Consider the following 14,175-nt stretch of genomic DNA (forward strand, 5'->3'; position numbering starts at 1 on the left):
TGTACCTCCTTACTCCAGCGTCTGGCCATCGTCTGTAATCCGAATCATTCCCCCGTATAGGCACGCATTCGAGCATTGATCCAGCAAGGCTGGTTCTCCTTCCACGAGCACATCGCTTTTGCCGCCGATCCAGGGCCCGGTAATCACCGGAACACAGTTCGCTTTTTTGACCCCATAAATATCGACCATGTCACTGCTTTTGACCGCTGGATTGGCCGGACAGGAGCAACGACCGAAATTGCTGATATTGGTGCCGGACAAGTAATCTCCAACATTCATTTGGGCTTTCTCCTTCACATATACGCCGTGACTGAACGGACGTTTGAGCCGTGTCGGTTGCGTACCAAAGCTGCAGCTCAAGATCGCTCCAGCAACAACATATCCTTGTTTACTTCCCCGTCCAGCTTGAATAGGTTCCTTATCGGAATGAGACTTATTTGCCATTCTTCTATTCCCCCTTTCATTCCTTTCTTAGTTCGTCTTCACTTCACTGCCCAGAACATTTGTCATTCCGCCCAGCGATACGGTGCTGCCTTTACTCGTCATTTGAATTTCATCCCCTGCCGTGATTTTCACTTTACTGCCGGAATGAATGGAAATATTTCCCCCTGCTGAGAACTGAATCTGTTTGTCGCTTACAATATGAATACCATCTTTCTCATTTAACTGTATATACACGGCTCCCTCCTTACTGGTGATTACAATTTCATCGGGAGTTAATTTGATTTCCTTACCGTGGGCCGTACGAAATAATTTGATGTCGGGATTAGCAAGCGCATGCTGCTCTACACTCTGATTCTTTTGGCGCAAAGATGTACTTGCCATGCCTTCTTCTTCCCGATGGGCAGGGAAATAGAGTAGCACGGTATCTCCCAACTCAGGCATCACGTACCATCCGCTATGTCCTTCCGCAGTATAAGGAGAAACATACGTGAACCAGTGGGCCTTCGCAGGGTCTTGAACGGCATCTATATTCAAATGTAATTTGATACGATCTCGCTCTACCTGAATGACTTTACCTGGTAAAGACAGACCAATAAGCTGTTCGTTAAAGACTTCCTTGTGCCTCAACCCCTTGTGAGAGGTTAAGGTATACACGTGCTGCAGCACACCCTTTTGCATGTGAGTGTCTACCTTGTACACATACAAGTTTTTACCTTTAAAAGTAACGGTGCTGCCCAACTCCAAAACTTGCTCCGCCTCAACCAGGTAATCAATAAAATCATGCTCGTTTACATGTGCTGTATCATTGCCGTTAAAATAACGATAATCCGCGACTCGTTTACTGACGGTGTAATGATAATTCGTTAAATCAAGTCCTGACTGGGTCTCCTCAACACCAAAATAACACTTCGGCACTTCAAACACCGAGGCAGGCGTGAGTGAAGTATGATAACGCGAAGCGATCCGCTTGAGGAACTCCCAATCTGTTTCACGATATTGGACCGCTATGCGACCTAAAGCTTCTCCCCCTGTAGCCGAATCAATAATGTCAAAACCGGGATAATCCCTACCTACAGCCCGCAGCAATTCCTCTACCTTCATATTTTTATCCTGAAAGGACCTGTCTTTTTTGCGAATATCCAGTTTATACGTGTGTGATATAGCCTCGACTTCCAGGTAATACACATCTCTGACCACTTTGACTTCCATATGGAGCACCGTTCCGTTAAATAGCGGTGTTGGAGTGCCTGCTTCATCTAGTTGCGACACACAAACCGGGGAATCAGCTTCGATCAATTGAACATAACTGTCCTGTAATTCTTCAGGCAAAATAGCCGTAAAAGAGAGCCGGGTGTGCTCATTCAGTCGCTTGGTCATATGCAATTCCTGAATACTAACCAATTCAAATGGCGTAATTTGCAGCCGATCATATGTAATGTTGGTTATTGTCATAAGGGCATACCTTCCTTTCGCTCGGGTTCGATTTTCAACGTTAGCAGCATACTACGAGCAACGGGCTTCCAAGTCACCATTTCTTCATCAGTACAGTTAAACGCACACATTAGCGCCCGTCCTTCCAGCACCGTAAAAAAGGATAAATTGTACATGCGCGCATTCCATACTGGCGTCATAAATTCACAGTATCCAATTCGATTCTCCCCTACCTCCAACACTTCATGGCCAAACCATTCAGTCAACTTCTGGGTTTGTTTTACCACCTGCGCCATCTCATCCGTAAAGTACTCCAACTCTTCTATTTGTAACGGACTCTCGGTATGCTTGAAGGTTAAATTAATCGTGCCTGCCTCATTAGTGAAAATAAAATCTGGGCGATGATGAGAAGGATATTTTAATAGTTGCTCATCCATTGGCATACCTCGAAAGCTCTTTGGCATTGTTATACTAATGCGTTCATCCACTAAATACCGCTGAGCAAAAACCAGACTTTCCCCTTCAAGCTGCATGAATGTTTGTAATGTTTGCCCAAACGGCTCCTTCTCGTGTGCGTGACTTAAAGCTTCATCCTCAGTTAAGGATGGATTATTTTCGGCATTTCCTGATGTTACTGTATGTAGCAAAGAAACAATTTTCTTATCCAGATGTTCCACAAATATCTCCTCCCATTTCGTTACTGCATATCGACTTCCTGAAAGGAGATACCACTCGTTCCCCTCCGCAACAGACTCTCTGCTAATGCTAGATTTACTAATGTACAGGTTTCACGCAATCCTTGAACTTGCAACAGGGGTCTCCCCTCAGTACGCTCTCGATCCACTACTAACTTCATCAATGTTCCTCCGGGATGAAATGTACTTATCTCACCTACACAGTTCACTAAAGGGGGCTGAATCATCCAGTACAACTTTTGCTCAGAACGTTCTATATCCCGGAACAAAGCCATACGGCTGAACAGGCTCGGCGTATAGACCTGTAACAATTCATACACAGCATCAGATACCATCATCCTGGAACCCATCAGAATATCAGGGTAAACCGTGTAATCGTGACCCTTGACCTTAAACTGTGCAGCATAAGAAGAGGGCCATTCCGTCCAGTCATTTATATTTACCATCTCCGCATTGGCTTCTTCGTCCCATACGGGAACAGCGGAATACAACATCCGATCATCATGTTGACAAAGAAAATACTCCACTATGCCACGTCCCTTCCATTCCGTTTGTCTCACATTGGGTTATTCAAATTAAGTAAGACTCTGTACAACTGGATGCATACCTAAACTAAACCTTGCTCCATCCAGCACCGCTCCTTTGAAGCAGGCTCCCTCAAACGCTGCTCCCATAAAGTCAGCCCCCTGCAATATGGCCCCGGTGAAATCCACATCCTGTAAGTAAGCTCCCTGAAATTGGGCTCCTGTAAGATCCGCTCCTGCAAAGCTTACGGGTTGAAAACCGGGGCTTTCCCATCGCTCAGACTGGTAAATTCCTGGTACAGCTATTGCATCCTGGAAAGATGCCCCTCTTAAGTTGGCTTGTTCAAAACGGGCTTCCTGAATCAAACAACCGCTAAAATCCGCTTCTTGTAAACAGGCTTTATCCCAACAGGAGCCGATCAAATTTCCTCCTGTAAAAACACTATTGTTAAAAAAACTTTCACTCAAATCGGCATATTGCAGTCGTATTCCCTCATAATTTCCTTGAGATCCGTCAATTCCCCGAAAAACTTCATGTATGTAGTCATATGGCTTCTTTTCCTCAAGCCAATCTTTCATCACCGTCGAATCTTTGACACGCACATCTCGTTTATAAACGACTTCACTTTGGTCTAAATACTCTCCGACTCTTAGTTCGAACACATCTTCCAACAGTATTTCATGAGCAAACTGTATTTCGTCCAGCCATTCCTCTGTGATACTAAAACGTGCCAGTGCAATGATATATTGATGAATGTACATTGCCGCGCGCAATTTTATCCTTTCAATATCATCCAATCCGATTCTTCCGCCATATTTCTTAGCGTGCTTACTTAATTCCGTCTCCCACTCGTCCAAATAGCGAAATGCCCATTCTGCATTATAGGTATCTCGACAAGTATGGAGATCCATAAACCATCTCTTATCCATCGCCTCCACTAAATAGGTCGCTCTTCCGTTTGCTAATTCGGTACGGAGCATGGAGTAAGATATATATCCCAACGCCTGTTTAGTGCCTTCATGCTGCATCTGCTTGACTTTCCGAAGTATTGGCTCTAGTGAATTGCGAAATGTCTTGGCCAAAGCATGCTTGCGATTTTGAAAAGAGGCTTCCAACGCGAATAACATTTGGTGCTTAAGCGGTTCGTAGACCTCACTTGCAAAGTGTTTAAGGATTTCCTCACGATTCACGTTCCATCTCCTTTCTGGTTGCTGCATTTACATAATACTGTGCGTATTAAAGTAGCTGTTATCTTAAACCGAGGTCTAATATAAATGATATGTGAAATGATATTTTTCAAGGGTATATTTAACAGTAAATCTTCTTTATATATGTATCGGACAAATTAATGATTTTGTTTACAGAAAGAACCTTAACTGTGTTCAATGAGAAAAAGGTAGGTTCGCAATTGAACCCACCCATTTGAAGAAATTATTTTCTTTATAACATTAGTGAAGTTGTTGTTTGGTGTCTAAACTTTAAATGATAACTGCACTTCACCAATTAACATTTTTTTGATTTCTATAGCTATAGTTTCAGCCATCAACGGCGGAACTGCATTACCTATCTGTGTAAATACAGCTGTACGTGGTCCCTCAAAATAAAAATTATCAGGGAACGACTGAAGTCTCGCTGCCTCTCTGACAGATATTGATCTGGACTGGTTAATATCCGGATGTATATAATAATGCCCGTCCTTGGCTATATGAGCCACTACTGTATGTGAATAGGGTAGATCTCTTGCTACAACCTTGAATCGATCCAGAAAAGCCTTAAGATTATTATGCGTTCTTAATCTTTCTGGGAGATCTGTATACTTCAAACGTTTTTTTTCTCGATTCCAAAGGTCTATCGCAATATTGTATATTTCAAGATCCCTCTCATTATGCATTCTGGTTAAGTGCTGTGTTAATATATCCTCTTCATTTCTAATATTAGTATCCCTAAGGTATGATGTTGGTTCTTTAACATATTCATTCAATTGTTCACCTGGTGCAAGTGGATGCAGGTCTGAAAAAATATCTTCGACTAATGCAAGCTGTTCGATTTGGGTAAAACGCGGATATTCGTATCCCAACTCCCTGTTCCATCCTATTAATATAACTCTCTTTCTCTTTTGTAACACTCCGTAATGAGAAGCATCCAAGGTTTTATGTTTGATTTCATATCCGATTTCTCTCATTAAATCTTGAATATCCCTATAATAAGATCCTCCACCAGCATTTAAAATTCCAGGTACATTTTCAAACACAAAAATATCAGGCTGATATTTGACCAGAAACTTCACATACTGTTTATAGAGATAGTTCCTCGGATCATTCTCCTTCTTCTGTGGATCTCTGGCTCGTCCAACAAGCGAATAGGCCTGACAGGGCGGACCGCCAATCAAAACATCAATTTTTTGAGTCTGACCGGTATTCTCTAGTAACAACTCGTCAATCTTATTGAAAATATCCGGAATTGTGTCATCATTAATCTCTTGGTTTATTATACTTTCCAATAAACTCACCGGGATTTCCTGATATAAATTTTCCTTAGTTATATTTCCTCTCAAATATTCCTTATATACATCAAGGCGGCCTTCACTGTTTAAATAATGATAGGCAGTTCTTGTTTTAATTGTCTCGGATGCGTATGAATCCATTTCAACGTGAGCTATTGGATTAAATCCCTGTCTCACAAATCCTTCTGAAAGCCCACCAGCACCGGCAAATAAGTCAATAAAGTTCATTTTCAAATCTCCCAATTCGTTATGTAGAAATTATACCAGGTTAAATTACGGAATCATATAAGTATTTCAAATTCCGAGCATAATCTCCACGTCCATGTCCCTGAACTGGTTCCAACATTCTTCTTTTTTGCACCATTCGGTTATATTCTCTCCACCGGGAGGGTCAACAATGTGTCGATATGCTGCATCCGTCACTCTGTCAATCACATCTTCCAAACTCGCGGGAATTGCCTGTTTGCGCCAGATCAATTCCAAATCAATCTGCTGTTGCGTCTTATAGGATAGCCAGGCTATAGTATAGGTCACAATATTAGCTCGGTATTTATAATGGACTCTTTTAGATACACCATTAAATAGAATTGCCTTTGATATCAAATCCTTAAAATAATCCTGTTCTAGCTTGGATACGTCCATGGCAGATATTTTTTTTGTGAATTCGAGGAAGTTTTTTTGCGATCCTCTACTTACAATATGAGGAATCTGATCCCATGAATTAATGTACTTGGCCAAATCAGTTTTTGTAAATAATTGAGATTTGGGGTAAGTTTGATCAAACTGTATTCGAGCGTTACGTGATTTGTCTCTCCCTTTCAAATCAAGGTATTGACCACGGGCACGTTCATAGAACCATCTGGTTTGCCTTTGCTTTCCTTCAGTAGCGGGAGCCCATATAGTTCGGGAAAACTGTTCAATCTTTCTATGATATGGATCATTTGCGAAAAAATCATCCGTTTGAATTTTATTTTGACTATTGGCATAAGCCGAAATTCTGGGTACAATCTCGTCCAATTTTTTCGAATCCTTTATTACTGTTAATTTCATTTGTACATTTATACGTGAAACATCATTTTTCTTTTTAAGTGTGTGATATATGGAGGCTGTCGTCTGCCCACCATTCACTATCTGAAAATCATGAATTTTCGATAGAACAAGGCTCCCGTCTTCTCGTTCCTCAAATTCCACTCTGTCAGACGTTGCAGAGATCCCATTATTGTATGCCACAAACATTTCCGGCTCATTTATGATGGTGTCTCTTATGCCCCTATTAGTCCCTCTCATCTGAAGAAACGAACGTACATTTCGTTCGATTAGACGTTCTCCAAATTCCTCATATACATCGGCAAGTAATTGACCTGGAATAAACAACAAATATGCCTCGTATATCTCATTGGACAAAGGCATCTTCAAACATGGTAGCCCGGCCCCAAGCTTGCTTAATATATCGAACTCAACGGGTTCCCTGCCTTTGCCTGAACTTAAAAGTCGATAAAGACGCTCCATATCCCAGATTTGAAGTTCCACAGAAGCGATTCCTGTTTTAGTTTCATCCAGTTTAACATTTCTGGCCATACCGTCAGTCAATAAAACTATTTTCAACTGATGAATTTGTTCATGATGATCGTATATAAACTTGGTTAATTCAAAGACTTCACTTTGTTTGGTCAACGCTTTATAAAGCCCACCAATACTTTTTTTGTAGAAAGAAACGGCCCTTCTGAGTGCAGGTTCCCAATCATTTTTCCTCAGTACAAGAGGAGGTGCAATCCTTGTATGCAGAGAGATTACCAAGGTTAGGGCATAAAGATCATTGTCCTCAACAATGGAAAAACCATTAACCTGGATACCGGTTCTTCTGAAATTAAGCACTTCAAATTCCCCAATTTCTCCGGATTCCCTGATAAAATCAAGAACAACTTCCGTGAAGACCCCCTGCTGTTCCCTATCGTGTTCTTTTGCCAGCCCATCTACATAATTTTTAAAGTCTTCTGAATAATCCCTGAAATCCTTCTCCAAATTGGTTCACTCACTTTTCCTGTTTCTTATGATAAAATCCGCTATTAGAGAAACGGTCTTGTCAAATTCTGTTTTGAAATCATGCTCCCAGATTCGTAGTATTTTCCATTCGGAACTTACATAGTGTCCAGTGACCTTTTTATCTCTTTCTACATTCCCCAACAGCTTTTTCTTCCAAAATTCCCGGTTATTCTTTGGGATATTGGAGTGAAGGGGACATTGATGCCAAAAACAGGAATCAATAAAGATAACCAGTTTATATTTTTTTATACTTATATCGGGCTTCCCGGGTAATGATTTATCATTTCTTCGGAATCTCAATCCTTTTTTCCAAAGCTCCGACGCCACCCTGTTCTCCAGTTTAGAAACCGATTTTATACCAGCCATCATCTCGCTTCGTTTTTCCTTGGAAACAACATCGGACATTCTGCACCCCCAAATCTATGAAAGAGGCTTTCATTCGTCAAAGGTAACGGCAAGAAAAAACTCCTTAATTATTTAAAGCCTTTCTTTCAATCTGTCGCATTCATTTCCTTGTAACTCCATTACCGTCATTAACATTTGGCAACTTATATCCTCAAAATAAGGACAGAAATTCGGTTTATCTATAAAAATATTCAAATTAAACCATTACCCTAATATTTAACTAATTCTCCCGCCTGTTCAAGAGCAAAAAAATGCCTGGAGACTTTTCTTGCAGGTTCACCCTCAATTCTCAAACCTAATTCGATATTGGATCCCATGCCATGATAGGTCATGTTTGCGGACCCAATATATAACTCGATATTATCTACTATTAAAAGCTTGGCATGAAGACTCGCCAAGGGATCATCAGCATTTCCAATCCATTTCAGCATTGTAGGTTCTGGAATATTTTCCTTCCAGTTTGCTAGAAACTCTTTAATATTGCTGCCATTATCATGTAATGCAATCCTTACACTGCATCCCCTGAGGATGGCAGCAGCAAGAGCATCCAAAATACTAAGTGTCCTGTCATTAGCTGTAAAACTATAGCCCACTAAAAAGATTTCCCTTCTTGCACGTTCAATCATCTCTTTAATGAGTGCATAATTGCTTCTAGTTAAAGACATGGGGTTGGTAAATGGACCAGACCATGCGAGTTCCACTTCTGGAATACTCATTTCCATATTCCTTTTAGTATGCATAGCCGAGTGAAAAATTAAAATAATCACATCCGGATGTAATTCTTGCTTTCTCCACTGAGATATTAAATCCTGAATTAATGGCAGTGGAACGTTGGCAGGAAGTGTTGCTCTTTTCCATTCAGCCAAGCTGGTATATTGATCGATTTCTCCACTCCTGATGTACTGGACTATTCTCTCAAGATCAGCTAAAGAGCAGGAACATGTAATGGAAGAAATAGATTTTGCAATGGATTCGCTCTGCATTTTTCCCCCTATTCAAAGTAGGCCAGTTCAGTTTCCGAAACGGTAGGAACCAGAAACGCTCGATCCAGAAAACGATTTGACTTTTCACACGATGTTTCTGCGGCAAGCTGACACGCATGACATGCAGCACCATTCAAGTCACCAATAGCATGCGGTTTATGTTCGGAACATAATGGGTCACCAGAACAAAAACGAGCCTCCTGAAGAGCACTCCAGAGTATCTCCTCAAACCTATCTTTCTTACCCAGTTCGACCAATCCCCCCAGACTGCCCTCCGAATCCGGTGTAGCTGTATATATAAGAATTCCTGCCATTCTTTCTGTATCGGTATTTCTGGAATATATCCTTTCCCTCAAAGAAGTTGCGGAGTATCCAGAATCCATGCATAATTGCCTCATTAATGCGTGCGAAAGGGTATGGAGAAGTACATATCTGGGTTCAGGACCTCCGGGGTACTCCATGTTTCTGTCATCACAATATTGTCTGAACGCCTCTGCCATTGGTATCTGGTTGCTATTAAATTTTTCTTCCCATATTTTCAATGCATCTTCGTTTAAAGTTATGAATATCCCTTCTCCTTTTGTAATGATTCCGGGTCTCCAGTTAAGATAATCCTTTTTGCTCAATGACGCCTTATACGAAGCTTTTGTCGTTTCGCTATCTGCTTTTTCAATGTTATCCGGGAGGGCTTCAATTCGGCTGAATCCATCCAGGACTCTAACCTCTGTTAATCTTCTAACCATGATAATATTGGATAATTTATCTTTGTACCGTTCTGGCACTCCCTGTTCTTCTATCTCAAAATCATGCTTGGCATCCATGGATGTTCCCTTCAACAAAGCCTGCCATTCAGGGTAATACAAATCCTGATCCACTCCTTCTCCGAGTGAGCGCTGGTTTTGTATGGCACTCCATACATCATCGACATTTTTATCCTCAAACTCTGCAAAAACCCCCATATCAATAAGCATCTGGAGATTTTCCTTGCTTTCCACTTTGGTTAGACGATCCATTACACCCGCAACATCCTGGTGTATGGGACTTGAATAGGGAGGTATGGAAAGTGCGCTCACCACTACAGGAAAATAAAGATTGGAAGCACCCCTGAGCAAAGCCCTCTGTTCTTCCTCACAAGGTTGGGTGTCCCAAGGACCCAGCCAGTTCCTGTGCCCCAGGCATTTTCCCAAACCTTTACCCATAAAAGCTTCATCAAGTGAACGTTTTTGGCCACATCCCCTGCACTCAATCTCCACGTCGGAAATTGAACCTGTAGCACCCTTGTCATTCAGGTATAACAAATCCTTACACTTTTCTGATTTGTCCTCCTTGTGTACATAGAAATCCCATGGAAAATCATCAATATGTCCGGCAGAGCAGGCCACAATAAAACGTGCAGGAAAAACTTTTGTTAAGCCGTTTTCCTCATCACATTTACAATAACTTACATTTTCATTTTCTTTCTTGAAAAAGTTTTTGGCGAGTGACAGTTTTCTGCATTTTGGGCACACAAGGAATCGAGGGAAACGATAGGCTGGAAGCGATCCCTGCCGTGTTTCATTCTTACTCTCCACCATGGGAGGTGTGTAAATCTTTTGAATACCCAGTTTCCGTGTTAACCTCGGTTCATTTATTGGAACACATTGTTTCAGATTCCAGTCATCCACTCCGGCAATTATGATTGAAAAGTCCGGCAAATCCATGATAGCCCCAGGGCCAAAAGTAGATACAAGCTGGCTGTTTCTAACTTCTCCTATTTTCCCGTTCATGAGTCTACTCCTTTAATAAATATATTCCAACTGATGACTCCACGTCTCTCATGGAATTTGGAATTGAAAATGTTGAAGCAGGGGCCTTTTCCCCTAATGGATATAACAATTTCTCCTTACCTCCGGTATATGTCAGACTTGTTCCGAAAGTTTTGGATTCCCACTTGTCCATCAAGGACTTTAAATGCTCTTCCACTTCATCTTCACGTTGTAATCCCATATTCTCAAGCCGCTTCCTCATAAATTCCATAATGCTTTCAATATACGCTGCATTGGACCTGAATTTCTTGGCAGTTTCTCTTTTGGACAGTTTATATTCGGACAATCTTGTCATTGAAACAAGGACTGCTGAAAGGGCTCTATCACGTGCCCGGGATGAAAAAGGGGTAACGCTAATTGCTTCCACATATCGGTATAATGCAGCATGATATGAGCCAAAACGCTCGTAATGTGATACATCCCTTGGCCTCGCCCAGTTATAAACCGTAATGACCAAGCCTGGATGTTCGCGCCCCACACGGCTTGTAGCCTGGATATATTCTGCAGTTGTTTTAGGTTGTCCCGTCACTACCATCAGGCCCAAACGACTAACATCAACCCCTACGGATATCATGTTGCTGGCAAATACAACGTCAACAGGATTAACATGATTTGGAGAGTCCACATGGAAGGGCTGCTCCAGCCTTTGAAGCAATGCCGGAATCTGTGATGAATCCACCCGGCTTGTAAGTTCGGGTACATTCTCCTTAAGTTTACGATCGACAAATTGATATTTCTGTCCGCGATTGGAAGATGACAGTACACTCATTCTGCTTCTTACGTCATCTTCAATTAATCTTACAGCTCCGCCTAGTTCTCTCAAACTATTGAAATAACCAACAAGTGTTTGGTAGGGATCAAGATCTTCATCCAAATGTTTCATTGCCCCGGTTGACGAAAGTAAAGCTGCATATACCCGGACCAAGGCTGTTTTAACGCTTCGACCAGGAGCAAATATCCCCACATAGTTTCGCCCTGGTAGTTCTTTAGTTGGTTGCTCTACTGCGAAGTAGGAGTTGCCCGAATCCAGAGCAGGACTTGGAAAAATGGAAAGGCTTCTTGCGAAAAGTGACTGGATCTGTTCTTTTGCACGTCGGATTGTGGCTGTCGATGCTACAACCTTCGGTGTTACCTCCACCCCGTTCCTTATTCCACTGCATAGATAATCTATAGCTGTTTCATACAGACCCACCATTGTTCCCAAAGGCCCTGAAATTAAGTGCAATTCATCCTGGATAACTAGTTCCGGGGGAAGTAACTCACGTTGATCCATGGAATCACCTGTTATTGTACTTGTTTTCAAAACATCTTTTATCCATCCTTGAGTGTTTGGAGCAGCCCCTTCAGAAACAAATCCCCAAGGCTGAATTTGACCTTTAACTTTTCCAAATAGTGACTGGGTTTCTCCAACCCATGGCAGTCGGGCAAATTTATCAACAGTTCCAATTAAAAGCGTTGGTAACAATCTATATATTTCCTCGTCAGTAACCACAGCCGGAATCCCTTCTGGATTTTTCAAACGGTGAAACTCGCATTCACGTCTTGAACATCCGATTAAAATTCTCCTATTTTTCTTATCAAGAAAATAGTTACTACGACTGTGCAGTTCCGAACCACACCACGGACATGAAACCAACTGAACGGGAGTAGGTGCTCCAGGGCTTGGTTGTTTATTTTCCATTAGCTTTACACTTTCATCGAAGTCATTCGGGGTGTTTTTGCTACCCACCCATAATCCAATTCTGAAGGGCTCTTCCCCCCAAGAATCCTTGTCCTGTATTCGTTCCATTTCGCATGCACAGATTAAGGTTGCTGCTCTTTGGAATTGCTGGATGGTCAATAGCCTCAGGGTGTAGCGCATTAGGATGGTTACACCAGCATCTCCACGCTTTCCATTTTGCTCTTTTCGAAGTCTTCTCAGGGCCATTACAAATGCCGACAATCCGAGATATGCCTCCGTTTTACCACCACCTGTCGGAAACCACAGCAAATCAGCGACTTTTCTGTCATCATGGTAGGGTTCAACGATGCCCGTAAGGGACTGCAAAATAAATGCGATCTGGAACGGCCTCCATTGAGTACGTATTCCCTTTGGTTCCTCGGACCAATTTTTGGTTTTGCTTGCTTTTCGTGCCCAAATACTCTGTATTCGTTGTTTTGACATGACCCTATTGGCAAAGCAAAATGCTCTGAATACCTCTCTGTCCCTCCCTTCATCCCTTATTAAGCCAAGTCCCTTTCTCATGCGCTTCAGGGACTCCTTGCACAATCGCAAATGTTCCTCCCCCGTGTTATATTGCTCCTCATCGAGGTCAATTTTTATCGTCTCCAGGATATCGCCTTGTTCCTCAATCCATCCTTCGTATTCATCGAGCATCGGGTTAAGACAATTATAGATTTCATCGCCATTCCTTGCTTTCGATATTTCCTTCATATCAAGCGATCCTTTCCCCAGCCAGTCAGGGGGGATAACACGCGGAATTTCATATACGGGTATGATTTTGGTAAATAGACTGCCAACGAGTTCTTCATCATTCGAGAAATCATTCCAGTCAACGGCAACACCATGCCCTACCGCGAAAACACGCTGTTTTCTATACAACAAATTGTCTGCCGCCACGTCGGGAGCCTGATAACCCCGGTCCATGTTTAATTTCCTTACCGAGAACGGGTATTCGCATCCATATCCCTTTACTTTTAACAGAGGCTGATAAAGACAAAATGCATCCTTGAGAGTGTCCGGTTTCTCTCTGCGATTGACCAAAAATAAGCTGACCGCCAATCTTCCTGATCCATCTTTTAGAGGACGGGCAAGCCATTCAAGATTAACCTCTCCCATAGCGTCTGATTTCAGTGCAATTATGCGCCTCAAACCATCAGCCGGCATTAAATCAATTGTTTTTTTGTCCTTAATGGGAGTTCTTTTCCAAGGTGACTTTTTCTTCTCACCCAGCTTAAAGTACTCGCCCCATTCATAGAACACGCGAATCTTCTCCTGACCGGCTTCAACAACAAAAGACAAGCCAATTGAAGAAGGCTTCATGGCCTGCATTAAAGGTGCAATAGCTTCGGGTGTGCCATGGCCATCTTCATTGTCATCCGTCTCTGTCTTTTCATCGTCTTCCTTTTCCATTAAGGTACCATTCGGCCATAGTATACCGGTCAAATATCTCTGGGAAGGAGATTCCCCGATCTCCTCATCTTCATAATTTGGTCCTACCAACTCCAATGCCAATCGATCTATTAAGTCATTACGAATATTAACCTTTTCCTGTTCTCCCATAAATATCACTCCCTATGGAATTATTATACTTTAATATTTCATTAAAAGTAGGAATAAA

11 protein-coding genes are annotated in these 14,175 nt (G+C 42.0%); all 11 read right to left on the minus strand.

What is annotated here, in order from left to right; all coding sequences use genetic code 11:
* Positions 1 to 9: 9 nt before the first annotated feature.
* The 11 genes from NSS94_RS21530 to drmA all read right to left on the minus strand — a co-directional run bounded on the left by NSS94_RS21530 (position 10) and on the right by drmA (position 14,117).
* Positions 10 to 444 (minus strand): DUF4280 domain-containing protein, encoded by a 435-nt coding sequence (locus tag NSS94_RS21530; RefSeq protein ID WP_341040103.1) that lies wholly within the window; start codon positions 442 to 444, stop codon positions 10 to 12.
* Positions 445 to 471: 27 nt separating this feature from the next.
* Positions 472 to 1,896 (minus strand): phage baseplate assembly protein V, encoded by a 1,425-nt coding sequence (locus NSS94_RS21535; protein WP_341040104.1) that lies wholly within the window; start codon positions 1,894 to 1,896, stop codon positions 472 to 474.
* Positions 1,893 to 2,552 carry a hypothetical protein gene (locus tag NSS94_RS21540; protein ID WP_341040105.1) on the minus strand — a complete coding sequence of 220 codons (660 nt, stop codon included), beginning with the start codon at positions 2,550 to 2,552 and terminating at the stop codon, positions 1,893 to 1,895. Before NSS94_RS21540 ends, NSS94_RS21535 begins: the two co-directional genes overlap by 4 nt.
* A gap of 20 nt (positions 2,553 to 2,572) precedes the next feature.
* Complete coding sequence (locus tag NSS94_RS21545) at positions 2,573 to 3,130, minus strand: hypothetical protein (RefSeq protein ID WP_341040106.1); 558 nt, start codon at positions 3,128 to 3,130, stop codon at positions 2,573 to 2,575.
* A 15-nt stretch (positions 3,131 to 3,145) separates the two neighbouring features.
* Positions 3,146 to 4,285, minus strand: a complete 1,140-nt coding sequence (locus NSS94_RS21550; RefSeq protein WP_341040108.1) for a pentapeptide repeat-containing protein — start codon at positions 4,283 to 4,285, stop codon at positions 3,146 to 3,148.
* 281 nt (positions 4,286 to 4,566) lie between these two features.
* Positions 4,567 to 5,826: a DNA cytosine methyltransferase gene (locus NSS94_RS21555; protein WP_341040110.1), complete on the minus strand. Its 1,260-nt coding sequence runs from the start codon at positions 5,824 to 5,826 to the stop codon at positions 4,567 to 4,569.
* Positions 5,827 to 5,892: 66 nt separating this feature from the next.
* Positions 5,893 to 7,620, minus strand: coding sequence for an AIPR family protein (locus NSS94_RS21560; RefSeq protein ID WP_341040111.1), 1,728 nt, complete (start codon positions 7,618 to 7,620; stop codon positions 5,893 to 5,895).
* 6 nt (positions 7,621 to 7,626) lie between these two features.
* Positions 7,627 to 8,046, minus strand: coding sequence for a very short patch repair endonuclease (locus NSS94_RS21565; RefSeq protein ID WP_064797316.1), 420 nt, complete (start codon positions 8,044 to 8,046; stop codon positions 7,627 to 7,629).
* A gap of 209 nt (positions 8,047 to 8,255) precedes the next feature.
* Complete coding sequence (locus NSS94_RS21570) at positions 8,256 to 9,029, minus strand: phospholipase D-like domain-containing protein (protein ID WP_341040114.1); 774 nt, start codon at positions 9,027 to 9,029, stop codon at positions 8,256 to 8,258.
* Between the two features lie 8 nt (positions 9,030 to 9,037).
* A complete protein-coding gene (locus NSS94_RS21575) occupies positions 9,038 to 10,795 on the minus strand; it encodes a DUF1998 domain-containing protein (RefSeq protein ID WP_341040116.1) in 1,758 nt (585 codons plus the stop codon).
* A gap of 4 nt (positions 10,796 to 10,799) precedes the next feature.
* Positions 10,800 to 14,117, minus strand: coding sequence for a DISARM system helicase DrmA (gene drmA / locus NSS94_RS21580; protein WP_341040117.1), 3,318 nt, complete (start codon positions 14,115 to 14,117; stop codon positions 10,800 to 10,802).
* Between the last annotated feature and the right edge of the window lie 58 nt (positions 14,118 to 14,175).

This window comes from Paenibacillus sp. FSL L8-0644, from assembly GCF_038008165.1.
Lineage (GTDB): Bacteria > Bacillota > Bacilli > Paenibacillales > Paenibacillaceae > Paenibacillus > Paenibacillus polymyxa_D.

Bases quoted from the DNA above. Each gene is read 5' to 3' on its own strand.
- NSS94_RS21530 (WP_341040103.1), bottom strand. From the start codon at position 444: ATGGCAAATAAGTCTCATTCCGATAAGGAACCTATTCAAGCTGGACGG.
- NSS94_RS21535 (WP_341040104.1), bottom strand. From the start codon at position 1,896: ATGACAATAACCAACATTACATATGATCGGCTGCAAATTACGCCATTT.
- NSS94_RS21555 (WP_341040110.1), bottom strand. From the start codon at position 5,826: ATGAACTTTATTGACTTATTTGCCGGTGCTGGTGGGCTTTCAGAAGGA.
- NSS94_RS21565 (WP_064797316.1), bottom strand. From the start codon at position 8,046: ATGTCCGATGTTGTTTCCAAGGAAAAACGAAGCGAGATGATGGCTGGT.
- NSS94_RS21570 (WP_341040114.1), bottom strand. From the start codon at position 9,029: ATGCAGAGCGAATCCATTGCAAAATCTATTTCTTCCATTACATGTTCC.
- NSS94_RS21575 (WP_341040116.1), bottom strand. From the start codon at position 10,795: ATGAACGGGAAAATAGGAGAAGTTAGAAACAGCCAGCTTGTATCTACT.
- drmA (WP_341040117.1), bottom strand. From the start codon at position 14,117: ATGGGAGAACAGGAAAAGGTTAATATTCGTAATGACTTAATAGATCGA.